Source organism: Pseudomonas neuropathica (assembly GCF_015461835.1).
GTDB lineage: Bacteria > Pseudomonadota > Gammaproteobacteria > Pseudomonadales > Pseudomonadaceae > Aquipseudomonas > Aquipseudomonas neuropathica.
In genome coordinates, this window is sequence record NZ_JACOPX010000026.1 from 37997 (window position 1) to 64671 (window position 26675).

Below are 26675 nucleotides of genomic sequence, written 5' to 3' on the forward strand. Positions count from 1 at the left end.
GCCAGCGGCACGCCTCAGATAGGGCGACTGCCGTACTTGTTGTCCGGCTTCTTCGGAGGATCGGCGACCACATTGGCCTCCACTTCCTGCACTTTTCCGCCACGCGACAGGAACTCTTCCATGGCCTTGGCCAGGGCGTCGCGTTCCTTGTTCTTGGCTTCAATGCTCGGCAATTCATCTACCGACACCGCGGCCTTGGCTTTGCCTTTGGCAGCCGGGGCCGGCGTATCGTCGCCACCATCGTCTTCAGCAACGTCTTCCGCTGCTGCTTCCAGACCTTCCTCGGCCTCGTCTTCGTCGCCTACTTCGAGGTCGTCGTTTTCCAGATCATCGTCGCTCATGTTCTACCTCATGACTTGCGAAAAGCAGATTAGTTATAGACCAGCTTTGGCAACTGTCGAAAGTCGCCGTTAAAAAATCAGTAACCATTGGTGACCAACGGTTTACGCCCCTTCACCGTGCAAGGTGGCGAGGACTTTTCGGGCACCGCCATGATCACGGTGCTCGCCCAGATAAACGCCTTGCCAGGTTCCCAGTGCCAGGCGACCTGCCGAAACCGGCAGACTGATCTGGCAGCCAAGCACGCTGGCCTTGAAGTGCGCCGGGAGGTCGTCCAGGCCTTCGTCGTTATGCTCATAGCCGTCTGTTCCTTGTGGGATCAGACGATTGAAAAATCGTTCGAAGTCGCGACGTACCGCCGGATCGGCGTTCTCGTTGATGGTCAACGACGCCGAGGTATGCTGCAGCCACAAATGCAACAGACCGACCCGGCACTCCCTGAGTTCAGGCAGCCCTTTGATCAACTCGTCCGTCACCAGATGAAAGCCCCGGGGCCGTGCCCGCAGGGTTATCAGAGTCTGTTGCCACATACAGTTCTCCGCACGTTCGGGGCGCATTCTAGCGCGCTCTGGGAAAAAACAAAGGCCCTAATATTCCTGCAATGATGTAAGCCATTGGCCGTAGAAAAACGCTCGTCGTAAACACGACCAAAGCCGTACGAAAAATCCTTTCAGCTGCTCTCTTTGCGACAAATTCCAGACAAAAAAATGCCCGGCGAACCGGGCAAGTTTTTTGCTGCGCGTACTTACAGGTTGTAGCCGCGTTCGTTGTGCTGTGCCAGATCGAGGCCGACCGATTCTTCTTCCTCGGTCACACGCAGACCCATCACAGCGTCCAGCACCTTGAGGATGATGAAGGTGACGATCGCGGTGTAGATCACCGTGAAGCCGACGCCTTTGCACTGAATCCAAACTTGTGCGGCGATGTCGGTCACGGTGCCGAAGCCACCCAGCGACGGTGCAGCGAAGACACCGGTGAGGATCGCGCCGAGGATACCGCCGATACCGTGTACGCCGAACGCGTCCAGGGAATCGTCATAACCGAGTTTGCGTTTCAGGGTAGTGGCGCAGAAGAAGCACACCACGCCTGCGGCCAGACCGATCACCAGTGCGCCCATCGGGCCTACGGTGCCGGCAGCCGGCGTAATTGCCACCAGGCCAGCAACCACACCCGAAGCGATGCCCAGTGCACTTGGCTTACCGTGAGTAATCCATTCGGCAAACATCCAGCCCAGCGCGGCAGCAGCGGTGGCGATCTGAGTGACCAGCATCGCCATGCCGGCGGTGCCGTTGGCCGCCGCAGCGGAACCGGCGTTGAAGCCGAACCAGCCGACCCACAGCATCGCCGCGCCCATCAGGGTGTAACCGAGGTTGTGCGGCGCCATCGGCGTGGTCGGGAAGCCTTTGCGCTTGCCCAATACCAGGCAGGCAATCAGACCAGCCACACCGGCGTTGATGTGCACCACGGTGCCGCCCGCGAAGTCGAGCACGCCCCAGTCCCACATCAGGCCGCCGTTGCCGGACCAGACCATGTGCGCGATCGGTGCATAAACCAGGGTGAACCAGACGCCCATGAAGATCAGCATCGCGGAGAACTTCATCCGCTCGGCGAACGCACCGACGATCAGCGCCGGGGTGATGATCGCGAAGGTCATCTGGAAGGTGATGAACACCGCCTCAGGGAACAGCGCCGCTGGGCCGGTCAGGCTAGACGGCGTGACACCGGCGAGGAACGCCTTGCCCATGCCGCCGAAGAACGAGTTGAAGTTGACGACGCCCTGCTCCATGCCGGTGGTGTCGAACGCAATGCTGTAGCCATAAATGACCCACAGGATGCTGATAAGACCGGTAATGGCGAAGCACTGCATCATCACGGAAAGAATGTTTTTCGAGCGAACCATGCCGCCGTAGAACAGCGCCAGGCCGGGGATGGTCATGAACAGCACGAGGGCTGTCGAGGTGAGCATCCAGGCAGTGTCGCCGGAATTGAGGACCGGGGCCGCCACTTCGTCTGCCGCCATTGCAAGGCTTGGCATTACGATGGACAACAGGGCTCCTAGCCCTGCGAATTTACGCAGAGTCATATTGTTTTCTCCTGGGGCGTTGGGGTTTGTGGCGGCGGTTAAATCGCGTCGGTATCGGTTTCGCCGGTACGGATACGGATCGCCTGTTCCAGATTGACCACGAAGATCTTGCCGTCACCGATCTTGCCGGTGTTGGCCGCTTTGGTTATCGCCTCGATAACCCGATCCAGATCCTTGTCGTCGATGGCCACGTCGATTTTCACCTTGGGCAGAAAATCGACCACATATTCCGCGCCGCGATACAGCTCGGTGTGACCCTTCTGCCGGCCGAAGCCTTTGACTTCAGTAACCGTAATGCCCTGCACGCCGATTTCGGACAGCGACTCGCGCACGTCGTCCAACTTGAACGGCTTGATGATGGCAGTGACTAGCTTCATGAAACTCTCTCCCGAATTGGTGGACTTGCCCCAGGAAAACAAACCCGACTCAAGTCTAAGCGCAGTGCCTGGCTTTGTAACGCATCGTCGGCCTTACCTGCCCGACTGACGCCAGCTAACCGCTGCTGACGAAACTCCCCGCTCCGTCTGCCGCACTGCATTCGTCACAGCGACTGCATCAGTGCATGGGTCGAAGGTGACTAAGCAGAAACCTTGCCATCTCGCCAAAATCCCCTGATTTCAATCCCTTGGCCGCCGTCGCAAGCCATCCGGTGCAAAAGGCCATGCGGATACGCACAACAACGGTGCGTCGCCGTCCGTCCGCCTGCGCGAAAAGCGTGCATCCCTGACCACGAGATTGACTATAGACACTGCGTGATACACTGCCGGCCATTGTTTCCAGGACATCCACCATGCTCGCGCCCAAAGACTTCCTCGACGCCCTGAGCGGCACCGCCTCCCGCCTCTTCAGCGGCGACACCCCGCTGCCGAAAGCCGAAATCGAAAGCCAGTTCAAGATGCTGCTGCAGAGTGCCTTCAGCAAACTGGATCTGGTGAGCCGCGAAGAATTCGACAGCCAGATGGTCGTACTGGCCCGCACTCGCGCCCGCCTCGAAAGCCTCGAAGCCAAAGTCGCCGAGATGGAAGCCAAGCTGACGCCACCCGCTGAATAATCCGCGCCCCCTGTGGGAGCTGCCGAAGGCTGCGATCTTTTGATCTCCAGCCCTTCAACCATCCCGGCAACGTCCTACAACCTGCACCACCGCCGTCCGATTGCGCCGAAAAGCCCAGGTTTCTAAGCTCACCCGATGCTGAATGTTCAGCACCGGGTTTGGCGACCTGGACAGCTTAAGGCGCACGACAACCATGATGGCGGCTACATTTACCGCCACATCGTTTCATGGCGGTTGTGCGTGGGAGACCTTCGGGTCTGCCGGGTTCCTTTTGCTCCGGTTCGCCAACCCGCGTACAACTGCCACCCAATCGTTTGGCGACGATTGAGGGCAGCCCCTTAAGCAAGAGGAACTGCTCAATGAATCAAGAAGAAACTTATCTGCCCCCGCACATCTTCACCCGCCACAAACTCCCCCTCCACGCCCTCCTCATCCAGAACCAACCCTGGTTCTGCGCCCGAGACCTGAGTCGCCTGCTGCACATCTACCTCAACGAACGCATGCTGCGAAAACTCGACCCCAACCAATACCAAACCCGCAAAACCCTCATCCACAATCAAATCGAAAACACCCTGCTGATCAGCGAATCCGGCATCTACGCCCTCCTCGTCTACCACTACTGCCCCGAATACCGAGCCCTGCGCGAATGGCTCACCCACCAAGTCATCCCCACCCTGCGCGACGCCGAACACCCCATCACAAGCGAACGTCCACACCTCAGCTTGCTCAGTTGGCCGGACATGACGTTGAGTTTGTTGCATTGGAATAATCAGCCGTGGATACGGTTGCAGGATGTGCCGTTGATGGTGGTGGAGCGAGAGCAGACCAAGCGCCCAATGACGGGGCCATGGTGGAAAAGAGCTTCACGGATGCTGCAATCGCTATAAACCCGCATGCCGGAGCTGGGCCCTGCGCAAATCGTAAGTCGATTGGAGATTCATCCAGAACTCAGGCGTAGTGTTGAGATGAGTGGCAAGGCTGATTGCCAGATCGGCGCAGATCCTCAGCTGGCATTTTACAAGCTTTTCGATCTCACTTTCGGGCCAGTTCGTGGGCATGGCCAGATCCATGACAGTCATGCCCAACGGCTCCATGAATTCCTTATTCAGAACCTCGCCCGGATGAATCGGGCGCATACCATTGCGGTTCATTTTTCGCCTCCAGAGGCTGCGTTGAGTGGCCAAACTGGAACATCCGACTCCTGGATACAAGACCTTCACACCCCCTTCGCCGGCGTCCTACAACTAAAAGGGCACGGCCCTACAAAAATCAGCGTCTGCGCCTGATTACGCGACTTTTCCTCCTTGTACTACGGTGGCCAACAAAGCATCTGTCACCCAAAAAACGAGGCCTCAATGAAAGACAAAAAGAGAAGGGCAAAGCTAGAAGAGATTGTTGGATATCACGCTGAAGCACTTCGGTTAGCCGGAGGTATTTCAGCCAATCAGCGTCATTTTATTGAGGTAGCGGCCAAGTACGGTAAAGAACTCGAACCGGATGGTTGGCTGGCCGGGGGAGGAAGCCAAGTAAGAAATCCCGGAGAAGAAAACTAATGTGGCACCTCTACTGAACGTGGAAGGGCACCTTGGCAACATCCAGTGAAGGTTTGCCCTCGCATCCGTGTCGCCTGGATTCGCTCTCCCAACTACCCTTCAAAAACCCGCAGGAAGCGGCTCCCCGATTCAGCTCAAGGAACGACCATGTCCCTCTCCATCGTCCACAGCCGCGCCCAGATAGGCGTGGAAGCCCCCGCTGTCACCGTCGAAGTCCATCTGGCCAACGGTCTGCCGTCGCTGACCATGGTCGGGCTGCCCGAGGCGGCGGTGAAGGAGAGCAAGGATCGGGTGCGCAGCGCCATCATCAATTCCGGGCTGCAGTTTCCGGCGCGGCGGATCACCTTGAATCTGGCGCCGGCGGATCTGCCCAAGGATGGCGGGCGGTTTGATCTGGCGATTGCCTTGGGGATTCTGTCGGCGAGTGTGCAGGTGCCGTGTCTGACGCTGGATGATGTGGAATGTCTGGGTGAGTTGGCGTTGTCCGGCGCCGTACGAGCGGTGCGTGGGGTGTTGCCGGCAGCGTTGGCGGCGCGCAAGGCGGGTCGTGCGTTGGTAGTGCCGCGAGCGAATGCCGAGGAGGCGTGTCTGGCTTCGGGATTGAAGGTGTTTGCGGTGGATCATTTGCTGGAGGCAGTGGCGCATTTCAATGGGCATACGCCGGTTGAGCCCTATGTCTCCGACGGGTTGATGCATGCCAGCAAGCCTTATCCCGACTTGAATGAAGTGCAGGGGCAAGTGGCGGCGAAACGGGCGTTGCTGATTGCCGCTGCGGGTGCCCATAACTTGCTGTTCAGCGGGCCGCCGGGGACGGGTAAGACATTGCTGGCCAGTCGATTACCGGGACTGTTGCCGCCGCTGGCCGAGAGTGAAGCTTTGGAGGTCGCGGCGATTCAGTCCGTCGCCAGTGGCGCACCGCTGACCCATTGGCCGCAGCGTCCCTTTCGTCAACCGCACCACTCGGCCTCCGGGCCGGCACTGGTTGGTGGCAGCTCGAAACCGCAACCCGGCGAGATCACCCTCGCCCACCACGGCGTACTGTTTCTCGATGAACTGCCGGAGTTTGATCGCAAGGTGCTGGAGGTGCTGCGCGAGCCGCTGGAGTCCGGGCATATCGTGATTGCCCGGGCCAAGGATCGCGTGCGTTTCCCGGCGCGATTTCAGTTGGTGGCGGCGATGAACCCGTGTCCCTGTGGATATCTTGGCGAGCCGAGTGGCAAGTGTTCCTGCACGCCGGACATGGTGCAGCGCTATCGCAACAAACTGTCGGGGCCGTTGCTGGACCGGATCGACTTGCACCTGACAGTGGCGCGGGAAGCGACGGCGTTGAACCCGCAGGTAAAGCCGGGAGAAGACAGCGCCAGCGCCGCAGCACTGGTAGCCGAGGCTCGCGAACGACAGCAAAAGCGTCAAGGCTGCGCCAACGCGTTTCTCGATCTGCCAGGACTCAAAAAACACTGCAAGTTATCCACAACCGATGAGAATTGGTTGGAGTCAGCCTGTGAACGCCTGACGCTTTCGCTGCGCTCGGCCCATCGCCTGCTCAAGGTCGCCCGCACTCTGGCAGACCTTGAGCAAGTCGATGCAATCAAACGCGAACACTTGGCCGAGGCACTGCAATATCGGCCGGCGATACCTTAATGCTCGGTCAGATCCACCAACGGCGTCTGCCGCACTTCGGTCTCGCGCCCGGCCTGAATCTCGGTCACGCGCTTCAAGGCGTTATCCACTGCGCCTTTGTCTGCGAGCAGGCTGTAGCTGATCTGGAACTGTTTGTGTTCCTCGGGTGCGATGGTCGGCACCAGATTCAGCGGACGCTGATAGCGACGGTTGTAGGAAAAACTGGTGCCCGGCTCCAGCCCCGTAACATAGCCCTGCCCTTGGGTGTCAGTGTTTTTCCACAGGGAGAACACCGGCAACTGCTGGGTATTGAAGCCAACAGAAACACCGAGGCTGCCCGCCTTGTTGTGCAGCACAGTCAGGGTTTCGCCCTTGGCATCGGCGTAAGGCACGACGTTGTAGACGGTTTCGTCATAGTCCTTGGTCGGCGCGCGATAGGTCTGCCAGTCCGCAAGATCACCCTTGGCCTTGTCGTTGAACGGCGAGACCTGTTTTACCGGCGCAGCAAATCGTGCGCCCTCCTCGAGGAACGGCGTGCTGAAATTGCTGTGGTACAGCGCCTGGTATTCCTTTGGATAGTCGCCGTTGTTGGTCAGCGTATCGTTGAGTGCAAAGCGCACACTGCCGGGTTCGGTGACCAGTTCAGTGACGACCGAAAAGTCGACTTTCTTGAAGGCCTGTTCTTTCAATTCGCCACGCAGGCTGATGGCGTAGGGCGGCTTTTCATCGATGTGCAGGGTGACGGTGCTGGCCGGGATGTTGGCGGCGCGGCCGTGCAAGGTCAGCAGTTCGCCATTGTCGATGCCGGGATGGCCGACCCATTCGTAACCGCAGCGGGCGACCAGTTCATTGAAGCCCTCCAGCCAACCCAGCCCACCACGCCCGTTGAGCTCGATAAAGCCCGGGTTGACCACGTCCTTGACCGGCGAATCCCACCCCATCCGCACGTTGCCGACAGAAGCCTGCAAGACGTTCATGCCTCGGGTGGGCACCACCGAGAGTTTCATCGTGCCGTTATCGATATCGACGATGCTGACGCCTTCTTGCCGCCCACCGTGCAAGGTACGCAGGCTCACGGAGAAGGGTTTGGCGGTTTTCACACCGAGCTGCTCACTGGTGATGGTCCAGTTTTGCGCGGGCTTGTTGGTATCGAGAAGGACGTAATCCCAAGCCATGGCGTGGGAAGCAGCAGTGAAGGCGCCGAGGGCGACGGCGAGTTTGAGCGGGGTCATGGCAGCAGCCTTTATTGGAGTTGTGCCATTTTTATAGCGCTGCGGAAACGTTTCAGCAAGTATGAAAGATCAAGAGCTCGAGTGTTTTATCCAAGATTGGCAGTGAGCCAATCGCGAGCAGGCTCACTCCTACAGGGATCTTCAGTGATCACAAACATTGCGACCAACCGATACACCCGTAGGAGTGAGCCTGCTAGCGATAGCGATTTCAGCCATTCATCAACGGAAGCGATCAACCTCGGAACGCAGATCCGCCGCCAGCTTCTCCAGCTCTTTAGCCGTCACCGCCAGGTTCGACACCACCTCACGCTGCTCACTGTTGGCCAACGCAATGCTCTGCAGGTTACTGCTCAGCAACGTCGCGGTGCTGCTCTGCTCCTGCGTCGCCGTGGTAATCGCGGCAAACTGCTGCCCCGCCGAACGGCTCTGTTCATCGATTCGCGCCAGCGCCGACGCCACGTTGGCGTTGCGCGACAAACCTTCCTGCATCAGCACATTGCCCTGCTCCATGGTGCTGATCGCGTTGCCGGTTTCCTGCTGGATGCTGTGGATCATGCTGGAAATTTCATCCGTCGCCTGACGGGTGCGCGAGGCCAGGCTGCGCACCTCATCAGCCACCACAGCAAAGCCACGACCCTGCTCACCGGCACGGGCTGCCTCGATTGCAGCGTTGAGCGCCAGCAAATTGGTCTGCTCGGCAATCGAAGTAATCACGCCAACGATGCCGCCAATTTCCTGCGAACGCTGACCGAGGGTGTTGATCACGGTGGCGGTGCTGTTCAAGGCGCCAGCAATTTGCTCCAGCGAGGACGAAGCCTCTTCCATCGAGCTGCGACCAATCTGCGTTTGCTGGGCATTTTCCTGCGCCAGACGCTGGGTCGCGCCCATGTTGTCGGCGATGTTCAACGACGTCGCACTGAACTCTTCCACCGCGCCGGCCATGCTGGTGATTTCGCCAGATTGTTGCTCCATGCCTTCATACGCACCACCGGACAAACCGGACAGGGCCTGGGCACGGCTATTGACCTCTTCCGAAGAGCGGCGGATGTGCTCGACCATGGTCGACAGCGCCTGGCTCATCTGGTTGAACGCGCGCGACAACTGACCGATTTCATCGTTGCTCGATACGTTCAGGCGAACGCTCAGATCACCGGCGCCCAAGGCCTCGGCCTGACGCACCAGATCCCCCAGAGGCGCCAGTTTGCTGCGCAGCAGCCAGACCACAGATCCGACCGCCAGCAGCATCGCCAACAGACTGCCAATGGCCAGTTGCGTACCCACGCTCCAGGTCACCGCGCGGATCTCGGCTTTCGGCATGCTCGCCACGACCGACCATGGCCCGCCATCGAACGGCACGGCAATGCTGTAGAAATCTTCCGAGGTGTCGCTCCAGAACTCACCCTTGCCCGGCTTTGCAGCCAAACCTTTGATCACCGGAACGGCTTGATCCAGCGCCTGCACCCCCGCTGGCGCGACCAGCCATTTGTTTTGCTCGTCGAGCAACGCCAGCGAACCGCTCTGGCCAATGCGGAAGCGCTTGAGGTTATCGAACTGGATGTTCTGCGCGTCGGTGTAATCGAAACCAACGAACAGCACCGCAATCACCTTGCCGCTGCCATCGCGCACCGGGGTGTATTGGGTCATGTAGGAGCGATCGAACAGCAAGGCGCGACCGACGTAACCCTGCCCCGCCATCAACTTCGCGTAGGCCGGGTGCGCGTGATCAAGCAAGGTGCCGATGGCACGGGTGCCATCCTGTTTGGTCAGCGAAGTGCTGACGCGGATGAAGTCTTCGCCGCTGCGCACGAACAGTGTGGCGACGCCGGCGGTCATCTGCTTGAACTCGTCGACTTCCTTGAAGTTGTTGTTCAGCACTTCGCTGCCCAGATGCAGACCCGGGGTCTGGGTGCCGGCAACATTCACCGGCTCACTAGGGTGAATGCTCAGACCTGCGCTGAAGCGCTTCTCGAACAGCCCGCTCAGGCGCTGGGTGCTTTCACGCAGCGTGCCGTGGAAGGTGCTCAGTTGGTCGGCCAGCAGCCGCGCCTCACTGGCCAGATGCTCTTCACGGGTGGCGAGGTTGGCGGAGTCCAGCGAACGCAAGGCGAACACCGTACTGCCACTGATAACTATCGCCAGTATTACAGCGAGCGCGAGGCCCAGCTGCGAGGAGATCCGAGCGCGAGGTTGAGACATGGACAGCTCCTGGCCGAGCCACGGGATCCTCCTTGATCTCGACTCGGAAATTTTTCTGGTTGTGGGGGTGAATCGTGGATACCGGCACGACGGTTCCACAAGCACGTATTCGGCGGTGGATCCAAATACTTGAGCGGAAAACAAGGTTATGGCACAAGGCCGGCATTGTGGCGGCTCTAACGTTTCAGCTCAAGCGCGCGACTGCCGGCAACTCCATGGCGCGGACTTCGCTTTGCAGAAAGTCGCTGAGACGGCGCAAACGTTCACCTCCCGGGCGGGTCTTTGGCCATACAAGGTAGTAATTCAAACCGCTGGCGACCGCGGTTGGCCACGGCAGGCTCAGCCTTCCCTGCGCCACATCTTCGGCGACCATCAACAGGTCGCCCATCGACACACCGTACCCGCGCGCCGCCGCGATCATGCCCAATTCGAGGGTATCGAACACTTGCCCCCCCTTGAGTGACACCTGATCGGACAGCCCCATGTGTTCCAGCCAACTGCGCCAATCGCGCCGGTCCGGTGTCGGGTGAAGTAATTCGGTGCAAGCCAGTCGAGCCAGATCCCACGGCTGATCATTCAACAGGTTTGGCGCCCCCACCGGAATCAGCTCTTCAGGAAACAGCAGGCTCGCCTCCCAATCCGGCGGAAAATGCCCGTCACTCAACAGCACCGCGCAGTCGAACGGCTCATCGTTGAAGTCCACCGAATCGACGTCCATCCACGCACTGGTCAGTTGCACTTCGTTGCCAGGCTGCAAATGGCGGAAGCGACTCAGGCGCGCGAGCAACCAGCGCATGGTCAGGGTCGAGGGCGCTTTCATGCGCAAAATGTCGTCCTCGGCACGCAAGGTATTGCAGGCCCGCTCCAGCGCGCTGAAGCCTTCGCGGATCCCGGGCAGCAGCAACCGCGCCGCTTCAGTCAGTTGCAGATTGCGCGCGCTGCGATGAAACAGCCGACAGGCGAAGTGATCTTCGAGGGTCCGAATATGCCGACTCACCGCACTCTGGGTAATCGACAGTTCCTCGGCAGCCCGGGTGAACGAACTATGTCGCGCCGCCGCTTCAAATGCGCGCAGGGCATACAAGGGAGGAAGACGACGAGACATGCAGAAAGCTCCGATAGCGGGATAAAGCCAATCTTAAACCGTTTACTCAGGATGAGTTTTAATCATGCCACCCATCCTTTTTATCCCTTTGTGCAAAGCCCGCCAAGCGCCGAGAATCGACGGTCTCCTGTTCCCTCTGAAATTGAGTGGTGATGACCATGCAGCATCCTGTGCGTACCGAACTCTGGGCCATTCTGCGGCTGGCAGGGCCGTTGATTGCTTCACAGTTGGCGCACATGTTGATGGTGCTGACTGACACGTTGATGATGGCGCGCCTGAGTCCTGAAGCGCTCGCGGGCGGCGGTCTCGGTGCGGCGACTTATTCGTTCGTGTCGATTTTCTGCATCGGCGTGATTGCAGCGGTCGGCACATTGGTGGCGATTCGCAAGGGCGCCGGCGACATCATTGGCGCTGCGCGTCTGACCCAGGCCGGATTGTGGCTGGCGTGGCTGATGGCGCTGGGCGCCGGGTTGCTGCTATGGAACCTGAAGCCGGTGTTGCTGCTGTTCGGCCAGACCGAAACCAACGTCAACGCGGCCGGACAATTCCTGATTGCCCTGCCCTTCGCCCTGCCCGGCTACCTGAGCTTCATGGCCCTGCGCGGTTTCACCAGTGCAATCGGCCGGGCGACACCGGTGATGGTCATCAGCCTGGCCGGCACGGTGGCGAATTTCCTGCTCAATTACGCGCTGATCACCGGCATGTTCGGTCTGCCGAAAATGGGCCTGACGGGGATCGGCCTGGTCACAGCGATTGTCGCCAATTGCATGGCGTTGGCGCTGGCCTGGCACATCCGCCGGCATCCGGCCTATGACGCTTATCCATTGCGTGCAGGCTTGTCGCGGCCCAACCGGCAATATCTCAAAGAACTGTGGCGTCTCGGCCTGCCAATCGGCGGCACGTATGCGGTGGAAGTCGGCTTGTTCGCGTTCGCAGCTCTGTGCATGGGCACCATGGGCAGCACGCAATTGGGCGCGCACCAGATTGCCCTGCAAATTGTCTCGGTGGCGTTCATGGTGCCGGCGGGGATGTCGTACGCGATCACCATGCGCGTCGGCCAGCATTACGGCGCCGGGCAACTGAGTGATGCGCGGATGTCCGGGCGGGTCGGGATCGTCTTTGGCGCGGTGGTGATGTTGGGATTCGCGATGGTGTTCTGGCTATTGCCGAACCAGTTGGTCGGGTTGTTCCTCGATCACAATGATCCGGCGTTTGCCGAGGTGATTCGCCTGGCGGTGAGCCTGCTGGCGGTGGCGGCGTGGTTCGAGCTGTTCGACGGCACGCAGACGATTGCCATGGGCTGCATTCGTGGACTCAAGGATGCAAAAACCACTTTTCTGGTCGGGCTCGCTTGCTATTGGCTGATTGGCGCACCGGCGGCATGGTGGATGGCGTTCCATTTGAACTGGGGGCCGACGGGCGTCTGGTGGGGATTGGCGCTGGGGTTGGCGTGTGCGGCGGTGAGTTTGACGCTGGCGTTTGAATGGAAGATGAAGCGGATGATTCGGCTGGAGCCTGCGTCATCAAGTCAGTTCACAGTTCCTCAGACCGACTGAGATCCCTTGTAGGAGTGAGCCTGCTCGCGATAGCGGTGTGTCAGTCGAAACAAATGTTGACTGGTAGATCGCTATCGCGAGCAGGCTCACTCCTACAGGGGTTATGTGTTCAGTTTACGATCTCGAGGGCTGGCTGCTGGCTTGAGCCAAACGTCAGGTACTCAACCAACTCCGCCAACGGCAACGGCCGGCTGATCAGATAACCCTGCACCTGATCGCAACCAAACCCGCGCAACAGTTCTAGCTGTTCAGGGGTTTCCACCCCCTCCGCCACCACTTCCAGATGCAGGTTGTGCGCGAGATTGATCATCGCGTGCACCAGTTTGCGGTTCTCTTCGCGCTGCTCCATGCCGCCGACAAAGCTTTTGTCGATCTTCAGCAAGGTGATCGGCAGGCTATTGAGATGCACGAACGACGAGAACCCGGTGCCAAAGTCATCCAGCGAGAAGCGCACACCGAGACGGCCGAGAGCGTCCATGGTCTGCTTGACCAGATCGCTACGGCGCATCACGGCGGTTTCGGTCAGTTCGAACTCCAGCCATTGCGCTTCAACGCCACGTTCGGCGATCAAGCGACTCAGCGTCGGCAACAACTGACTGTCCTGAAACTGGCGGAACGACAGGTTGATCGCCATGTGCAGCGCCGGCAGCCCACGCTCGCGCAACGCCTGCATGTCACGCAGGGCTCGGGAAATCACCCAGTAACCCAGCGGCACGATCAAACCGCTCTGCTCGGCCAAAGGGACAAATTCACTCGGTGGCAGCAAACCGCGCTCGCCATGACGCCAGCGCACCAACGCTTCGAGGCCGACAATCTGGCCATCCTCAAGATTCAGGCGTGGCTGGTAATGCAATTCCAGCTCATCGCGACGCAACGCTCGGCGCAACTCGCTTTCGAGGTCGGCCATGCTCCGCGCATTGCGGTTGATGCGTTCGTTGAAGATATGGAAGGTGCAGCCCTGGGTGCTCTTGGCCTGCTGCATGGCGATGTGGGCGTGCCACATCAGCGGATCGGCGCCGCCCTGCGCACGGGCGTGGGCGATGCCGAGACTGGAGCCGATCAGCAGGCTTTCGCCATCGACCCAGTACGGTTCGGCGAGCGCTTCGGTGATGCGTTCGGCCATCCACTCGGCGCGCTGCGGTGCACGGCGGGTGTCGATCAGCAGGGCAAACTCATCGCTGCCCAGCCGCGCCAGTTGATCACCGGCTTCGAGCTGACTTTTCAGCCGTGCGACCACTTGCAGGATCAAGCGATCGCCCGCCTGATGGCCAAGCGCGTCGTTGGCGTGGCGGAAGTTGTCGAGATCGAGATGCCCGAGGGCCAGGCCGCGACCGTCGTTTTCCGCGAGCCGCGCAGCAAGCAACGTCTGGAAACCCTGACGGTTGGCGATGCCGGTCAGCGGATCCTGCTCGGCGAGGCGTTGCAGGGTGTTTTCGAGAACGCCGCGTTCGCGCACATGGCGCAGGCAGCGGCGCAGCATGCCGGCGTCGAGGGCGTCGAACACCAGCCAGTCACTGACACCAACCGGCGCGGTGTCCGGTTCATGCTCCAGCAGCAAGACCGTCGGCAGGCTGCACCGGCCCGGTGCCGGTTGCAATGCCGGAAGGGTCAACAACACCGCATGACGGTTGTCTTCGAACAAACTGCTGACCGAATCCCAGCTCGGCGCGCTGATCAGCACCGCCGCGCTCCCCATCGGAGCCAGACACTCACGCAATAACGCTGTCCACGCTGGCTCTTCGGCCAGTAGCAGCAAACGCAAGGGTTCGACAGGCGTAGACAAGCTAGCTCCCTAGACTCTGCAATGATGTGGGCGGGGCATTATGCCGTTGCGCCGTTCAATGACCAAATGACAACGGTTATCAAAACGTTATTTTGTGTCACGAATGAGAACATTAGCCGCAAAATCACCGCGCATCCTCCGCGAAAGTAACAAAACCGGCAAATTTGAATCGCGTGGTACGTCACAAGTCGGAGAGAGCAGCACAAATCTCTGAGCCTGTTAAAATGCCGGCCCATTTCGTCAACGACTCCCGAATTTTCGTATGTCCCGACTCAATCCCCGGCAGCAAGAAGCCGTGAACTACGTCGGCGGCCCTCTATTGGTGCTCGCCGGTGCTGGCTCCGGCAAGACCAGCGTGATCACGCGCAAAATCGCGCACCTGATCCAGAACTGCGGCATCCGTGCCCAGTACATCGTCGCCATGACCTTTACCAACAAGGCCGCGCGCGAGATGAAAGAGCGGGTCGGCACCCTGCTGCGGGCCGGCGAAGGTCGCGGCCTGACCGTCTGCACGTTCCACAACCTCGGTCTGAACATCATCCGCAAGGAACACGTGCGGCTGGGCTACAAACCCGGTTTCTCGATCTTCGACGAGACCGACGTCAAAGCCCTGATGACCGACATCATGCAGAAGGAGTACGCGGGGGACGACGGCGTCGACGAGATCAAGAACATGATCGGCGCCTGGAAAAACGACCTGATCCTGCCGCCTCAGGCGTTGGAGAACGCGCGCAATCCCAAGGAACAGACCGCCGCCATCGTCTACACCCACTACCAGCGCACGCTGAAAGCGTTCAACGCGGTGGACTTCGACGACCTGATCCTGCTGCCGGTAAAACTCTTCGAAGAGCACGCCGACATCCTCGAAAAGTGGCAGAACAAGGTGCGTTACCTGCTGGTCGACGAATACCAGGACACCAACGCCAGCCAATATTTGCTGGTGAAAATGCTCATCGGCACGCGCAACCAGTTCACCGTGGTGGGTGACGATGACCAGTCGATCTACGCCTGGCGCGGTGCGCGGCCGGAAAACCTTATGTTGCTCAAGGACGACTACCCGTCCTTGAAAGTGGTGATGCTCGAGCAGAACTACCGCTCGACGAGTCGCATCCTGCGCTGCGCCAATGTGCTGATCTCGAACAACCCGCACGAATTCGAAAAGCAGCTGTGGAGCGAGATGGGCCACGGCGACGAGATCCGCGTGATCCGCTGCCGCAACGAGGACGCCGAAGCCGAGCGCGTGGCCATGGAAATCCTCAGCCTGCACTTGCGCACCGACCGTCCGTACAGCGATTTCGCCATCCTTTATCGCGGTAACTATCAGGCCAAGCTGATCGAACTGAAGCTGCAGCACCACCAGGTGCCGTACCGCCTGAGCGGCGGCAACAGCTTCTTCGGCCGTCAGGAAGTGAAGGACCTGATGGCCTACTTCCGCCTGATCGTCAACCCGGATGACGACAACGCCTTCCTGCGGGTGATCAACGTGCCGCGCCGCGAAATCGGCTCGACCACCCTGGAAAAACTCGGCAACTACGCCACCGAACGCAAAATATCGATGTACGCCGCCACCGACGAAATCGGTCTGGGCGAGCATCTGGACAGCCGCTTCACCGATCGCCTGTCGCGCTTCAAACGCTTCATGGACAAGGTCCGTGAGCAGTGCGCCGGCGAGGATCCGATCTCGGCGCTGCGCAGCATGGTCATGGACATCGACTATGAGAACTGGCTGCGCACCAACAGCTCCAGCGACAAGGCTGCCGATTACCGGATGAGCAACGTCTGGTTCCTGATCGAGGCGTTGAAAAACACCCTTGAAAAGGACGAAGAAGGCGAAATGACCGTCGAGGACGCCATCGGCAAACTGGTCCTGCGCGACATGCTCGAACGTCAGCAGGAAGAGGAGGATGGCGCCGAAGGCGTGCAGATGATGACGCTGCATGCGTCCAAGGGTCTGGAATTCCCTTACGTGTTCATCATGGGCATGGAAGAGGAAATCCTCCCGCACCGCTCCAGCATCGAAGCCGACACCATCGAAGAGGAACGCCGCCTGGCCTACGTGGGCATCACCCGCGCGCGTCAGACCCTGGCCTTCACCTTCGCCGCCAAGCGCAAGCAGTACGGCGAGATCATCGACTGCGCGCCGAGCCGCTTCCTCGATGAGCTGCCGCCGGACGATCTGGCGTGGGAAGGCAACGACGACACACCGACCGAAGTCAAAGCCGTGCGCGGCAACAACGCATTGGCCGATATACGCGCGATGTTAAAGCGCTAGAATTGACCACTTTTTTTACTAGACCTTCGGCGCACAAAGCGCCAAAAGAGGACAGCTTCATGGAAGCATTGCACCAGAAAATCCGCGAACAAGGCATTGTGCTTTCCGACCAGGTCCTGAAGGTCGACGCCTTCCTGAACCACCAGATCGACCCGGCCCTGATGAAGCTGATCGGCGACGAATTCGCCTCGCTGTTCAAGGACTCGGGCATCACCAAGATCGTCACCATCGAAGCCTCGGGCATCGCCCCGGCGATCATGACCGGTCTGAACCTCGGCGTGCCGGTGATCTTCGCCCGCAAGCAACAGTCCCTGACCCTGACGGAAAACCTGCTGTCGGCGACCGTTTACTCGTTCACCAAGAAGACCGAAAGCACCGTAGCCATCTCCCCGCGCCACCTGACCAGCAGTGACCGCGTGCTGATCATCGACGACTTCCTGGCCAACGGTAAGGCCTCGCAGGCGCTGATCTCGATCATCAAGCAGGCCGGCGCAACCGTTGCCGGCCTCGGCATCGTGATCGAGAAGTCGTTCCAGGGCGGCCGCGCCGAGCTGGATTCGCAGGGCTATCGCGTTGAATCGCTGGCTCGGGTGAAATCGCTGAAGGATGGCGTTGTTACCTTCATCGAATAAAGCCACACCGCAGCACCCCTGTAGGAGTGAGCCTGCTCGCGATAGCGTAGTGTCAGTCGATATATTCGTCGGCTGAAACACCGCCATCGCGAGCAGGCTCACTCCTACAGTTGTTTTGGGTCCGGTAGTTATTGTGCGGTGGCTTTGAGGCCGGTGAGCAGCAGGCGTTGGAAGAGGTCTTCTTTCAGGCCTTCCGGGTTTGTCAGTTGCATGCGTTGAAGATGCTCGGGATACAGCGAAGCCTCCGGCGCATCGAGGGCCGCCTTGCCGAGTTCGAGGATTTCGGTGAGTTTGAATTTGCTCTTCAGCCAGTTCAGCGCCCGCAATAAATCCCGTTCGATCGCAGTGAAATCACAACCTAGCGGATACTCCGGAAACAGGTTCGGATGCTTCGCGGCAATCGACTGCAAGCGTTGCGGGGTGTTCTCGGCGAAACGCGGATCGAGGCGGAAATCCTTTGGCAGCTTGCCGACCTTTTGCGCTTGCTCGATCAAACCCTGCTGGAAGCGAGAGTCACTGATATTCAGCAATGACTCGATCACCACTGCGTCGGATTTACCACGCAGATCGGCAATGCCGTACTCGGTCACGACGATATCGCGCAGATGTCTTGGAATCGTACAGTGGCCGTATTCCCAGACAATGTTGGAACTGACGTCGCCACCGGATTCACGCCAGCTACGCAGAATCAAAATCGACCGGGCATCGTGCAACGCATGTCCCTGCGCAACGAAGTTGTACTGCCCGCCGACACCGCTGAGCACCCGCCCATCTTCCAGTTGATCCGCCACACCCGCACCGAGCAAGGTCATGGTGAACACGGTGTTGATGAATCGCGCATCGAGTCGCTGTAACCGTTTGAGCTCTTCCTGCCCGTACAGCTCGTTGATGTAGCTGATGCGGGTCATGTTGAATTCGAGGCGCTTGCTCTGCGGCAACTCGCGCAGGCGCTCGTAGAAACTGCGCGGGCCGAGGAAGAAACCACCGTGCACCGAGATGCCGTCAGTCTGCGCCGCCTCGTCGAGGGTGCCGGCGTTAGCCTGTTCCTGCGTTGGCACATCGGGGTAGACCTTGCGCCGGATGATCCCGGCATCCGCCAGCACCAGCAGGCCGTTGACGAACATTTCGCTGCAACCGTAGAGGCCTTTGGCGAACGGCCCCGTGCCACCCTCGCGGTTGATCAACTGCGCCCATTGGCTGAGGTTGATGTCGTCGAGCAGCGCTTTATAGCCGGCATTATCGGCTTGACGTGCGAGCAACGCGGCAGTCAGTGCATCACCCATCGAGCCGATGCCGATCTGCAACGTACCCCCGTCGCGCACCAGCGTACTCGCATGCAAACCAATGAAATGATCCTGAAACCCCACGGGCATGTTCGGCGTGGAAAACAGCGTGCTGCTGTCCTTCGCATCGATCAGCAAGTCGAAGGTGTCGATATCGACTTCAGCATCGCCGGGCATGTACGGCAGATCGGTGTGCACCTGACCGACCAGCAAAATGGTCTCCCCGGCGTCGCGGCGCTTGGCGATCATCGGCAACAGGTCGAGGGTGATGTCCGGGTTGCAGCTCAGGCTTAAACGGTCGGGGTGTTCGCTGCTGCTGGCGAGCAGTTGCGCCACCAGGTTCAGCCCGGCGGCGTTGATGTCTCGGGCGGCGTGGCTGTAGTTGCTGCTGACGTAATCCTGCTGGGCCGGCGCGCTGTTGAGCAGGCTGCCGGGCTGCATGAAGAATTGTTCGATACGGATGTTGGCGGGCAGGCTGTCGCGGTGCAGATCGCCAAGGAAATCGAACTCCGGGTAGTCACCGAAGACGCGCTCGACGAAGGGTTCGATAAAGCGCTTCTGCAAACCATCGCCCAGGTTCGGCCGGCCGAGGCAGAGCGCGGTATAGATCGTCAGTTGCCGCTCGGGCAGGCCTTTGATCCGCCGGTACAGCGCGTTGACGAAGTGATTGGGCTTGCCCAGCCCCAGCGGCAAGCCCATGTGGATATGCGCCGGCAACCGCGCCAGCACGTCGTCCACCGCCTGTTCGATCGAACACAACTGCACCATCTGAAGCCTCCTGCCCGTTCCGTGAATAGGGGTAGACCGAGCTTGCCTTGAGTTTGCTGCAATGAACAGCTTCAGAGTGAACGTGCGCTGTTCTTGAAATGTTTTTCCGACCCGAAATTGTTGCCCTCACCCTAGCCCTCTCCCAGAGGTAGAGGGGACTGATTGGGGGTTGCTGTGAAGATACGCCGACGTGAAAGTGATGTGCTGAATCCATAATCGCTAAGGTCTTTCAGGTCGATGTATAGCGAAAGACACCGCGGTCTGCCCCCTCTCCCTCCGGGAGAGGGCTGGGCGGGCGGCGTTCCGATGAGGGGCTCTTGTATCGCAGGCACAAAAAAACCGTCCGAAGACGGTTTTTTTCATCAGATGCACACCTTATTTAAGGCCGGACATCTTCTCGATCGCGCCCTTCAACTCGGCATCCGAGCAATCGGCGCAGGTGCCTTTCGGCGGCATCGAATTGATACCGGTGATGGCTTTGGCGAGGATGCCATCAAGACCACCCTGATGGTCAGCACGCTCTTTCCACGCTGCGGTGTCACCGATCTTCGGCGCGCCCAACAACCCGGTACCGTGGCAAGCATTGCAATGCTTGGCAATCACCTCATCCGGGGTTTTCGCCCCGCCACCGCCGCCTGCGGAAGCGGCAACTTCCATCCCCTTGCATTCCTGACCTTGCACACACACCTGGCCGACCGGCTCGAGGCGTTTGGCAATGTCGTCATTTGTCGCAGCTTGAGCGCTGACAGCCCAGAGGGCCAGTACGGTTGCTGGTGCAGCCAGCATTTTCATAATTAGGTTCACGCGTTCACCCTCAATGGTGGCTATTCACGCCTGCGGCCACGGTTCGCAGGCGGGCGGAAGTATAGCGGGTAGCCCGCCACACTGAAACAACCCCATAGTCGAAGGGGTTATACCGCACGGTAGAAAAACTCTCCGGATGCCTTTGCCATCATGGCTTGGCACCTCTTTGTTAAAAATTCGCCGGCGTGGCTGCGCTGATTAGTCGCGCAGGCGCGTCGAACGGATTACGAAAACGGTGCGGCTTGGTACTTTCAAAGTAGTAGCTGTCGCCGGCTTCGAGAATAAAAGTTTCCAGACCCACCACCAGTTCCAGACGACCTTCCACCAGAATCCCGGTTTCTTCGCCTTCATGGGTGAGCATTTCTTCGCCGGTGTCGGCACCCGGTGGGTAGATTTCGTTGAGGAAGGCGATGGCGCGGCTGGGGTGCGCGCGGCCGACCAGTTTCATGGTCACGGCGCCGTCGGAAATGTCGATCAGCTCGTTGGCCTTGTAGACGATCTGGGTCGGGACTTCCTGCAGGATTTCTTCGGAAAAGAACTCGACCATCGACATGGGAATCCCGCCCAGTACCTTCCTCAGCGAACTGATCGAAGGGCTGACGCTGTTCTTTTCGATCATCGAAATGGTGCTGTTGGTGACGCCCGCGCGTTTGGCGAGTTCACGCTGGGAAAGCCCTTTGAGCTTGCGGATCGATTGCAGTCGTTCACCGACGTCCAAGGCGGGAGCCTCCTGATGTTGTAAGAATATTGAGCGTTATCATGGCGACAGCGTTCAGTATTTACAACACTTGGCCCCCGCAGCGGCCCTAACCCTCGGAATAGAGCCTTGGCACTCGGCGCAGGTTGCAAAAGATCTGGTACGGAATGGTGTCGGCCCACTGCGCCACTTCGCTGGCGAGAATGTTTTTGCCCCACAGCTCCACGGTTGAACCGAGGTCGGCTTCCGGCACATCCGTCAGATCGATGCAGAGCATGTCCATCGACACGCGACCGAGAATGCGACTGCGTTTACCCGCCACCAAAACCGGCGTACCGGTCGGCGCCTGACGCGGATAGCCGTCGGCGTAACCCATGGCGACCACGCCGATGCGCATCGGCTTGTCGGTGACGAATTTGGCGCCGTAGCCTACAGGCTCGCCGGCCGGCAGTTCACGCACGCTGATGACTTTCGACTCGAGGGTCATCACCGGTTGCAAACGATCGGCGACGGCGTTGGCTTCTTCAAACGGGGTCGCACCGTACAGCATGATGCCCGGACGCACCCAGTCGCTGTGAATCTGTGGCCAACCGAGCACGGCCGGCGAGTTACGCAGGCTGACTTCTGCCGCCAGCCCCTGGCGCGCCGCTTCAAACACCGCGACTTGCTCGGTGCTGCTCTGCGCGTGCAGTTCATCGGCACGGGCGAAGTGGCTCATCAACACGATTTTCGCCACTTTGCCGCTGGCCAGCAGACGCTGATAGGCCGCCGGATAATCCTTCGGATGCAGGCCAACGCGGTGCATGCCCGAATCAAGCTTCAGCCACACGGTGATCGGCTTGCTCAGTGTTGCCTGCTCGATCGCTTCGAGCTGCCACAGCGAGTGCACCACGGTCCAGAAATCATGCTCGACAACCAGCGCCAGCTCATCAGCCTCGAAGATGCCTTCGAGCAACAACACCGGGGCCTTGATGCCGGCCGCGCGCAACTCCAGCGCTTCTTCGATGCAGGCGACGGCAAAACCGTCGGCCTCGGCTTCCAGTGCCTGGGCGCAACGCACCGCGCCATGGCCGTAGGCGTCCGCCTTGATCACCGCAAGCGCCTTGGCGCCAGTGACTTCGCGGGCAATTCGGTAGTTGTGGCGCAGGGCTTCTAGGTCGATCAGGGCACGGGCAGGACGCATGGCGGCAGACTTCTAGGCGGTCATGGGAAGAAAAACCGGCGCCGACTGACGACGTGAACCGCCAACAGCGCCGGGAGAGGGATCTTTACAACGGTTACGGCAGCGCGGCGACGATGGAAATTTCCACCAGAATGCTCGGTTTGGCCATTTTCGCTTCGACGGTGGCACGGGCCGGGGCGGCGCCTTTGGGCAGCCACTGGTCCCACACCGAGTTCATCCCGGCAAAGTGTGCTTCGATGTCGTTCAGGTAGATCGTCGCCGACAGCAGATGCTGTTTGTCGGTGCCGGCCAGATCGAGCAAGCGCTCGATATTGGCCAGTACCTCGCGGGTCTGCTGTTCAACCCCGGCGTCAAAGTCGTCGCCGACCTGCCCGGCCAGATACACGGTGCCGTTGTGGCTGACGATCTGACTCATGCGCTCATTGGTGAGCTGGCGCTGGATTGACATGTTTTGCGGACTCCTGGGTCTTGTTGCCGTAACGGGAAATATCGAGGCCTTCGGCGCTGATCTGCGGCTTTTTCTTCGCCATCAGATCGGCCAGCAAACGACCGGAGCCGCACGCCATGGTCCAACCGAGCGTGCCGTGACCGGTGTTGAGGAACAGGTTCTTGAACGGCGTGGCGCCAACGATCGGCGTGCCGTCCGGGGTGGTCGGACGCAGGCCGGTCCAGAAGCTTGCCTCGGCCAGATTACCGCCCTGAGGATAAAGGTCGTTGACGATCATCTCCAGGGTTTCGCGGCGGCGCGGGTTCAGCGACAGGTCAAAACCGGCGATTTCGGCCATGCCGCCAACACGGATACGGTTATCGAAACGGGTGATCGCGACCTTGTAGGTCTCGTCGAGAATAGTCGAGGTCGGGGCCATTGCCGGGTTGGTGATCGGCACGGTCAGCGAGTAACCCTTGAGCGGATACACCGGGGCTTTGATGCCCAGCGGCTTGAGCAGTTGCGGCGAGTAGCTGCCGAGCGCCAGAACGTAGCGGTCAGCGGTCTCCAGTTTGCCGTCGATCCACACACCGTTGATGCGATCACCGGCGTAGTCGAGTTTCTGGATGTCCTGGCCGAAACGGAATTCGACACCGAGTTTCACGGCCATTTCGGCGAGGCGCGTGGTGAAGATCTGGCAGTCGCCGGTCTGGTCATTCGGCAGGCGCAGGGCGCCGGCGAGGATGTCAGTGACACCCGCCAGGGCAGGTTCGACGCGGGCAATGCCGGCGCGGTCGAGGACTTCAAACGGCACGCCGGATTCTTTCAGCACGGCGATGTCTTTGGCGGCGTTATCCAGTTGTGCCTGGGTGCGGAACAATTGAGTCGTGCCGAGGCTGCGGCCTTCGTAGGCGATACCGGTTTCCGCACGCAGTTCATCGAGGCAGTCGCGGCTGTACTCGGACAGACGCACCATGCGCTCCTTGTTCACCGCGTAACGGCTGGCGGTGCAGTTGCGCAGCATCTGCGCCATCCACAGGTACTGGTCGATGTCGGCGGTGGCTTTTATCGCAAGAGGGGCGTGGCGCTGCAACAGCCACTTGATCGCCTTCAGCGGCACGCCCGGCGCGGCCCACGGCGAGGCGTAGCCCGGCGAGACCTGGCCGGCGTTGGCGAAACTGGTCTCCATGGCCGCGGCTGGCTGCCGGTCGACCACCACCACTTCAAACCCGGCACGGGCCAGATAGTAAGCACTGGCGGTACCGATGACGCCGCTACCCAAGACCATTACGCGCATTTTTGTATCCCTCATCGCGGCAGGGCCGCGTACGTCTGTTGTTAGAGCAATGATGCGCGCAGTGTAAAAAAGAAATGCCAGTGCTTTTCACTATATAAGCGCCTATATTTGGCGACAATTCTCGGCAAAAACCCTTTTCACGGAGGCGCATCCCCTATGCGTACCAACACTCAGACCAAACGTGAGCTGGACAAGATCGACCGCAACATCTTGCGGATCCTGCAAGCGGACGGGCGGATTTCCTTTACCGAACTTGGGGAAAAGGTCGGCCTCTCCACCACGCCCTGCACCGAACGGGTACGGCGTCTGGAGCGTGAAGGGATCATCATGGGTTACAACGCCCGGCTGAATCCGCAGCATTTGAAGGGTAGTTTGCTGGTGTTCGTCGAGATCAGCCTCGACTACAAATCCGGCGACACTTTCGAGGAGTTCCGACGCGCGGTGCTGAAATTGCCGCATGTACTGGAATGTCATCTGGTGTCAGGGGATTTCGACTATCTAGTGAAAGCGCGGATTTCCGAGATGGCCTCGTACCGCAAGCTGCTCGGCGACATTCTGCTGAAGCTGCCGCATGTGCGTGAGTCGAAGAGCTATATCGTGATGGAAGAGGTGAAGGAGAGCCTGAGCCTGCCGATTCCAGACTGAAGATTATCGGGCCCGACCCGGCCCTATCGCGAGCAGGCTCACTCCTACATTTGGAATGCGTTTCCCTGTAGGAGTGAGCCTGCTCGCGATGGCGTCGACTCGGTTCCGAGTGAACGCGTTAAACCAACACCTGCCGATTCGCCGCCATGTACTCGAATATCTGCGTCTCCACCCGCGGATGAATCAACTCAACCGGGCGCCGCTCATTCGGGCAAGGCAAGGTCTTGGTCGTGCCGAACAAGCGGCAAATCAACGGCCGTTCCTCATACACCGTGCAGCCATTCGGCCCCAGATGCACACAGTTCAGTTCTTCCATCGCCGCATCCTGTTCGGCGCGGGTCTTGCGCGGCAGGCGCGCCATTTCTTCGGGCGAGGTGGTTACCGGACCGCAGCAATCGTGACAGCCGGGCACGCACTCGAACGAGGGTATCTGCTGGCGCAAGGTGCGGATTTTCTGGCTGTTGCAGCTCATTGCAGCGCTGACCGAGGAGGAATAGACGGCAATTGTGCCGCAAAAGCCGCGATCCAGACACCGCAGGCCGACCAATGTTGCCCACGTTCGGGCGTGCGACTTATGCTCCGTCAAATTTTCTCGACACTTAGCCATTGGATGACGCCTATGACTGCCCGCGCCTTCACCTCCGCGAGCCAACCCCACGTTGCCTCTTACTACGCCGCCAGCAGCCTGCCGCAGCCCGATCACCCGGTGTTGCAAGGTGACGTGCTGGCCGACGTGTGTGTGGTCGGCGGCGGCTTTTCCGGGTTGAACACGGCGCTGGAACTGGCCGAACGCGGCCTCAGCGTGGTGTTGCTGGAAGCGCACAAGATCGGTTGGGGCGCCAGCGGTCGCAACGGCGGGCAGCTGATTCGCGGGGTCGGTCATGGTCTCGATCAGTTCACCAACGTCATCGGTGCCGACGGCGTGCGCGAGATGAAACTGATGGGCCTGGAAGCGATGGAAATCGTCCGCCAGCGCGTCGAGCGTTTTCAGATTGCCTGCGACCTGACCTGGGGCTATTGCGACCTCGCCAACAAACCGTCTGACCTCGAAGGCTTTGCCGAAGACGCCGAAGAACTGCGTGGCCTTGGCTATCGCTACGAAACCCGCTTGCTGCAAGCCCACGACATGCACACGGTGGTCGGTTCCAAACGCTATGTCGGCGGTTTGATCGACATGGGTTCCGGGCATCTGCATCCGCTGAACCTGGCCTTGGGCGAAGCAGCAGCAGCGCAGCAACTGGGCGTGAAGCTGTTCGAACATTCGGCAGTAACCCGTATCGACTACGGCCCTGAAGTGAAGGTGCATACAGCGCAAGGCTCGGTGCGCGCGAAGACGTTGGTGCTTGGCTGCAATGCCTATCTCAACGATCTGAACCCGCAACTCAGCGGCAAAGTCCTGCCCGCCGGCAGCTACATCATCGCTACCGAGCCGTTAAGCGAAGGGCAGGCGCACGACCTGCTGCCGCAGAACATGGCGGTCTGCGACCAGCGTGTGGCGCTGGATTACTACCGGCTCTCGGCGGATCGCCGCCTGCTGTTCGGCGGTGCCTGCCATTACTCGGGACGCGACCCGAAAGACATCGCGGCGTATATGCAGCCGAAGATGCTTGAGGTATTCCCGCAACTGGCGGGTGTGAAGATCGATTATCAGTGGGGCGGCATGATCGGCATCGGCGCCAACCGCTTGCCGCAGATCGGCCGCCTCGCGGATCAGCCGAATGTGTATTACGCCCAGGCGTACTCCGGGCACGGCGTGAATGCCACGCACCTGGCGGGCAAACTGCTCGCCGAAGCAATCAGCGGGCAGCACAGCGGTGGCTTTGACCTGTTTGCCAAGGTGCCGCACATCACCTTCCCGGGCGGCAAGCATTTGCGTTCGCCGTTGTTGGCGTTGGGGATGTTGTGGCATCGGATGAAAGAGTTGGTCTGATTGATCGATCCCACGTTCTGCGTGGGAATGCATCCAGTGACGCTCTGCGTCACAGCGGACGCGGAGCGTCCGGGGCGGCGTTCCCACGCAGAGCGTCACTAGTGTCCGGTAAAACCTGTTTCAAGCAGAAGGCAGCCTTGAGCTGCCTTCTGCTCCGTTCGCTTCTGCCTTCGGTGCTCAAGATGTTCAATGCTTGATGGACGTTCGAACAACGTGTGG

General features: G+C 59.9%; 25 protein-coding genes. 9 read left to right on the plus strand and 16 right to left on the minus strand.

The features are described 5' to 3' along the window. Positions 1-14 precede the first annotated feature (14 nt). From sutA to glnK, 4 genes are all read right to left on the minus strand, one after another. Entirely contained in the window at positions 15-341 is a 327-nt protein-coding gene (gene sutA, locus H8F23_RS27575; RefSeq protein ID WP_093429713.1) for a transcriptional regulator SutA, read from the minus strand. A 102-nt stretch (positions 342-443) separates the two neighbouring features. Then, the gene (locus tag H8F23_RS27580) at positions 444-869 is read right to left on the minus strand and encodes a secondary thiamine-phosphate synthase enzyme YjbQ (RefSeq protein ID WP_102901435.1); all 426 of its coding nucleotides are present in this window, start codon (positions 867-869) and stop codon (positions 444-446) included. A gap of 215 nt (positions 870-1084) precedes the next feature. Next, positions 1085-2422, minus strand: a complete 1338-nt coding sequence (locus H8F23_RS27585; RefSeq protein ID WP_083367564.1) for an ammonium transporter — start codon at positions 2420-2422, stop codon at positions 1085-1087. A 38-nt stretch (positions 2423-2460) separates the two neighbouring features. Further along, the gene (gene glnK, locus H8F23_RS27590; protein WP_002555808.1) at positions 2461-2799 is read right to left on the minus strand and encodes a P-II family nitrogen regulator; all 339 of its coding nucleotides are present in this window, start codon (positions 2797-2799) and stop codon (positions 2461-2463) included. A 413-nt stretch (positions 2800-3212) separates the two neighbouring features. Here glnK and H8F23_RS27595 point away from each other — a divergent pair, with 413 nt between their 5' ends. Both H8F23_RS27595 and H8F23_RS27600 read left to right on the plus strand, forming a co-directional pair. Beyond that, on the plus strand, positions 3213-3473 hold the full coding sequence (locus H8F23_RS27595; RefSeq protein ID WP_007920416.1) for an accessory factor UbiK family protein: 261 nt from the start codon (positions 3213-3215) through the stop codon (positions 3471-3473). Between the two features lie 359 nt (positions 3474-3832). Further along, on the plus strand, positions 3833-4360 hold the full coding sequence (locus H8F23_RS27600; RefSeq protein ID WP_194936459.1) for a BRO-N domain-containing protein: 528 nt from the start codon (positions 3833-3835) through the stop codon (positions 4358-4360). On the opposite strand, the gene H8F23_RS27605 is transcribed toward H8F23_RS27600, so the two are convergent. Further along, entirely contained in the window at positions 4355-4624 is a 270-nt protein-coding gene (locus H8F23_RS27605; protein WP_150793773.1) for a HigA family addiction module antitoxin, read from the minus strand. The genes H8F23_RS27600 and H8F23_RS27605 overlap by 6 nt on opposite strands. A gap of 204 nt (positions 4625-4828) precedes the next feature. Between H8F23_RS27605 and H8F23_RS27610 the strand changes: the two genes are divergently transcribed. Both H8F23_RS27610 and H8F23_RS27615 read left to right on the plus strand, forming a co-directional pair. Then, entirely contained in the window at positions 4829-5026 is a 198-nt protein-coding gene (locus H8F23_RS27610) for a hypothetical protein (RefSeq protein ID WP_194936460.1), read from the plus strand. 147 nt (positions 5027-5173) lie between these two features. Next, positions 5174-6667 (plus strand): YifB family Mg chelatase-like AAA ATPase, encoded by a 1494-nt coding sequence (locus H8F23_RS27615; protein ID WP_194936461.1) that lies wholly within the window; start codon positions 5174-5176, stop codon positions 6665-6667. On the opposite strand, the gene H8F23_RS27620 is transcribed toward H8F23_RS27615, so the two are convergent. From H8F23_RS27620 to H8F23_RS27630, 3 genes are all read right to left on the minus strand, one after another. Further along, on the minus strand, positions 6664-7878 hold the full coding sequence (locus H8F23_RS27620) for an aldose 1-epimerase family protein (RefSeq protein ID WP_194936462.1): 1215 nt from the start codon (positions 7876-7878) through the stop codon (positions 6664-6666). The genes H8F23_RS27615 and H8F23_RS27620 overlap by 4 nt on opposite strands. A gap of 219 nt (positions 7879-8097) precedes the next feature. Next, positions 8098-10074 carry a methyl-accepting chemotaxis protein gene (locus tag H8F23_RS27625; RefSeq protein WP_194936463.1) on the minus strand — a complete coding sequence of 659 codons (1977 nt, stop codon included), beginning with the start codon at positions 10072-10074 and terminating at the stop codon, positions 8098-8100. 184 nt (positions 10075-10258) lie between these two features. After that, positions 10259-11179, minus strand: coding sequence for a LysR substrate-binding domain-containing protein (locus H8F23_RS27630; RefSeq protein ID WP_194936464.1), 921 nt, complete (start codon positions 11177-11179; stop codon positions 10259-10261). Positions 11180-11337: 158 nt separating this feature from the next. Here H8F23_RS27630 and H8F23_RS27635 point away from each other — a divergent pair, with 158 nt between their 5' ends. Next, positions 11338-12735 carry a NorM family multidrug efflux MATE transporter gene (locus H8F23_RS27635; protein WP_095049340.1) on the plus strand — a complete coding sequence of 466 codons (1398 nt, stop codon included), beginning with the start codon at positions 11338-11340 and terminating at the stop codon, positions 12733-12735. Between the two features lie 109 nt (positions 12736-12844). Here the strand turns inward: H8F23_RS27635 and H8F23_RS27640 are convergent, their stop codons facing one another. Beyond that, positions 12845-14518, minus strand: a complete 1674-nt coding sequence (locus H8F23_RS27640) for a putative bifunctional diguanylate cyclase/phosphodiesterase (RefSeq protein WP_194936465.1) — start codon at positions 14516-14518, stop codon at positions 12845-12847. A 262-nt stretch (positions 14519-14780) separates the two neighbouring features. On the opposite strand from H8F23_RS27640, the gene rep reads away from it, so the two are divergent. Both rep and H8F23_RS27650 read left to right on the plus strand, forming a co-directional pair. Beyond that, on the plus strand, positions 14781-16790 hold the full coding sequence (rep, locus tag H8F23_RS27645) for a DNA helicase Rep (protein ID WP_122604549.1): 2010 nt from the start codon (positions 14781-14783) through the stop codon (positions 16788-16790). Positions 16791-16849: 59 nt separating this feature from the next. Next, the gene (locus H8F23_RS27650) at positions 16850-17422 is read left to right on the plus strand and encodes a xanthine phosphoribosyltransferase (RefSeq protein ID WP_007920398.1); all 573 of its coding nucleotides are present in this window, start codon (positions 16850-16852) and stop codon (positions 17420-17422) included. Between the two features lie 128 nt (positions 17423-17550). On the opposite strand, the gene H8F23_RS27655 is transcribed toward H8F23_RS27650, so the two are convergent. The 6 genes from H8F23_RS27655 to dadA form a co-directional block, all read right to left on the minus strand. Next, positions 17551-19473 (minus strand): acetyl-CoA hydrolase/transferase family protein, encoded by a 1923-nt coding sequence (locus H8F23_RS27655; protein WP_194936466.1) that lies wholly within the window; start codon positions 19471-19473, stop codon positions 17551-17553. A gap of 375 nt (positions 19474-19848) precedes the next feature. Then, positions 19849-20265 carry a c-type cytochrome gene (locus H8F23_RS27660; protein ID WP_194936471.1) on the minus strand — a complete coding sequence of 139 codons (417 nt, stop codon included), beginning with the start codon at positions 20263-20265 and terminating at the stop codon, positions 19849-19851. A gap of 181 nt (positions 20266-20446) precedes the next feature. Then, positions 20447-20995: a cupin domain-containing protein gene (locus H8F23_RS27665; RefSeq protein WP_007920393.1), complete on the minus strand. Its 549-nt coding sequence runs from the start codon at positions 20993-20995 to the stop codon at positions 20447-20449. An 88-nt stretch (positions 20996-21083) separates the two neighbouring features. After that, the gene (gene alr / locus H8F23_RS27670) at positions 21084-22157 is read right to left on the minus strand and encodes an alanine racemase (RefSeq protein ID WP_194936467.1); all 1074 of its coding nucleotides are present in this window, start codon (positions 22155-22157) and stop codon (positions 21084-21086) included. A gap of 94 nt (positions 22158-22251) precedes the next feature. After that, entirely contained in the window at positions 22252-22605 is a 354-nt protein-coding gene (locus H8F23_RS27675) for a RidA family protein (RefSeq protein ID WP_194936468.1), read from the minus strand. After that, the gene (dadA, locus tag H8F23_RS27680) at positions 22577-23881 is read right to left on the minus strand and encodes a D-amino acid dehydrogenase (protein ID WP_007920390.1); all 1305 of its coding nucleotides are present in this window, start codon (positions 23879-23881) and stop codon (positions 22577-22579) included. The genes H8F23_RS27675 and dadA overlap by 29 nt, the downstream gene beginning before the upstream one ends. A gap of 156 nt (positions 23882-24037) precedes the next feature. On the opposite strand from dadA, the gene H8F23_RS27685 reads away from it, so the two are divergent. Next, the gene (locus tag H8F23_RS27685; protein WP_003177284.1) at positions 24038-24526 is read left to right on the plus strand and encodes an Lrp/AsnC ligand binding domain-containing protein; all 489 of its coding nucleotides are present in this window, start codon (positions 24038-24040) and stop codon (positions 24524-24526) included. A 118-nt stretch (positions 24527-24644) separates the two neighbouring features. On the opposite strand, the gene H8F23_RS27690 is transcribed toward H8F23_RS27685, so the two are convergent. Further along, positions 24645-24998, minus strand: coding sequence for a YkgJ family cysteine cluster protein (locus H8F23_RS27690; RefSeq protein WP_194936469.1), 354 nt, complete (start codon positions 24996-24998; stop codon positions 24645-24647). A gap of 147 nt (positions 24999-25145) precedes the next feature. Between H8F23_RS27690 and H8F23_RS27695 the strand changes: the two genes are divergently transcribed. Next, positions 25146-26456, plus strand: coding sequence for an NAD(P)/FAD-dependent oxidoreductase (locus tag H8F23_RS27695; RefSeq protein ID WP_194936470.1), 1311 nt, complete (start codon positions 25146-25148; stop codon positions 26454-26456). Positions 26457-26675: the final 219 nt, after the last annotated feature.

Excerpts from the sequence above, each read along its gene's own strand:
- H8F23_RS27630 (WP_194936464.1), bottom strand. The coding sequence starts at position 11,179 with ATGTCTCGTCGTCTTCCTCCCTTGTATGCCCTGCGCGCATTTGAAGCG.
- dadA (WP_007920390.1), bottom strand. The coding sequence starts at position 23,881 with ATGCGCGTAATGGTCTTGGGTAGCGGCGTCATCGGTACCGCCAGTGCT.
- H8F23_RS27580 (WP_102901435.1), bottom strand. The coding sequence starts at position 869 with ATGTGGCAACAGACTCTGATAACCCTGCGGGCACGGCCCCGGGGCTTT.
- H8F23_RS27660 (WP_194936471.1), bottom strand. The coding sequence starts at position 20,265 with ATGAAAATGCTGGCTGCACCAGCAACCGTACTGGCCCTCTGGGCTGTC.
- H8F23_RS27600 (WP_194936459.1), top strand. The coding sequence starts at position 3,833 with ATGAATCAAGAAGAAACTTATCTGCCCCCGCACATCTTCACCCGCCAC.
- H8F23_RS27635 (WP_095049340.1), top strand. The coding sequence starts at position 11,338 with ATGCAGCATCCTGTGCGTACCGAACTCTGGGCCATTCTGCGGCTGGCA.
- H8F23_RS27655 (WP_194936466.1), bottom strand. The coding sequence starts at position 19,473 with ATGGTGCAGTTGTGTTCGATCGAACAGGCGGTGGACGACGTGCTGGCG.
- H8F23_RS27615 (WP_194936461.1), top strand. The coding sequence starts at position 5,174 with ATGTCCCTCTCCATCGTCCACAGCCGCGCCCAGATAGGCGTGGAAGCC.
- H8F23_RS27650 (WP_007920398.1), top strand. The coding sequence starts at position 16,850 with ATGGAAGCATTGCACCAGAAAATCCGCGAACAAGGCATTGTGCTTTCC.
- H8F23_RS27620 (WP_194936462.1), bottom strand. The coding sequence starts at position 7,878 with ATGACCCCGCTCAAACTCGCCGTCGCCCTCGGCGCCTTCACTGCTGCT.
- H8F23_RS27585 (WP_083367564.1), bottom strand. The coding sequence starts at position 2,422 with ATGACTCTGCGTAAATTCGCAGGGCTAGGAGCCCTGTTGTCCATCGTA.
- H8F23_RS27605 (WP_150793773.1), bottom strand. The coding sequence starts at position 4,624 with ATGAACCGCAATGGTATGCGCCCGATTCATCCGGGCGAGGTTCTGAAT.
- H8F23_RS27695 (WP_194936470.1), top strand. The coding sequence starts at position 25,146 with ATGACTGCCCGCGCCTTCACCTCCGCGAGCCAACCCCACGTTGCCTCT.
- H8F23_RS27685 (WP_003177284.1), top strand. The coding sequence starts at position 24,038 with ATGCGTACCAACACTCAGACCAAACGTGAGCTGGACAAGATCGACCGC.
- H8F23_RS27675 (WP_194936468.1), bottom strand. The coding sequence starts at position 22,605 with ATGTCAATCCAGCGCCAGCTCACCAATGAGCGCATGAGTCAGATCGTC.
- H8F23_RS27610 (WP_194936460.1), top strand. The coding sequence starts at position 4,829 with ATGAAAGACAAAAAGAGAAGGGCAAAGCTAGAAGAGATTGTTGGATAT.
- H8F23_RS27595 (WP_007920416.1), top strand. The coding sequence starts at position 3,213 with ATGCTCGCGCCCAAAGACTTCCTCGACGCCCTGAGCGGCACCGCCTCC.
- sutA (WP_093429713.1), bottom strand. The coding sequence starts at position 341 with ATGAGCGACGATGATCTGGAAAACGACGACCTCGAAGTAGGCGACGAA.
- H8F23_RS27690 (WP_194936469.1), bottom strand. The coding sequence starts at position 24,998 with ATGAGCTGCAACAGCCAGAAAATCCGCACCTTGCGCCAGCAGATACCC.
- rep (WP_122604549.1), top strand. The coding sequence starts at position 14,781 with ATGTCCCGACTCAATCCCCGGCAGCAAGAAGCCGTGAACTACGTCGGC.
- alr (WP_194936467.1), bottom strand. The coding sequence starts at position 22,157 with ATGCGTCCTGCCCGTGCCCTGATCGACCTAGAAGCCCTGCGCCACAAC.
- glnK (WP_002555808.1), bottom strand. The coding sequence starts at position 2,799 with ATGAAGCTAGTCACTGCCATCATCAAGCCGTTCAAGTTGGACGACGTG.
- H8F23_RS27625 (WP_194936463.1), bottom strand. The coding sequence starts at position 10,074 with ATGTCTCAACCTCGCGCTCGGATCTCCTCGCAGCTGGGCCTCGCGCTC.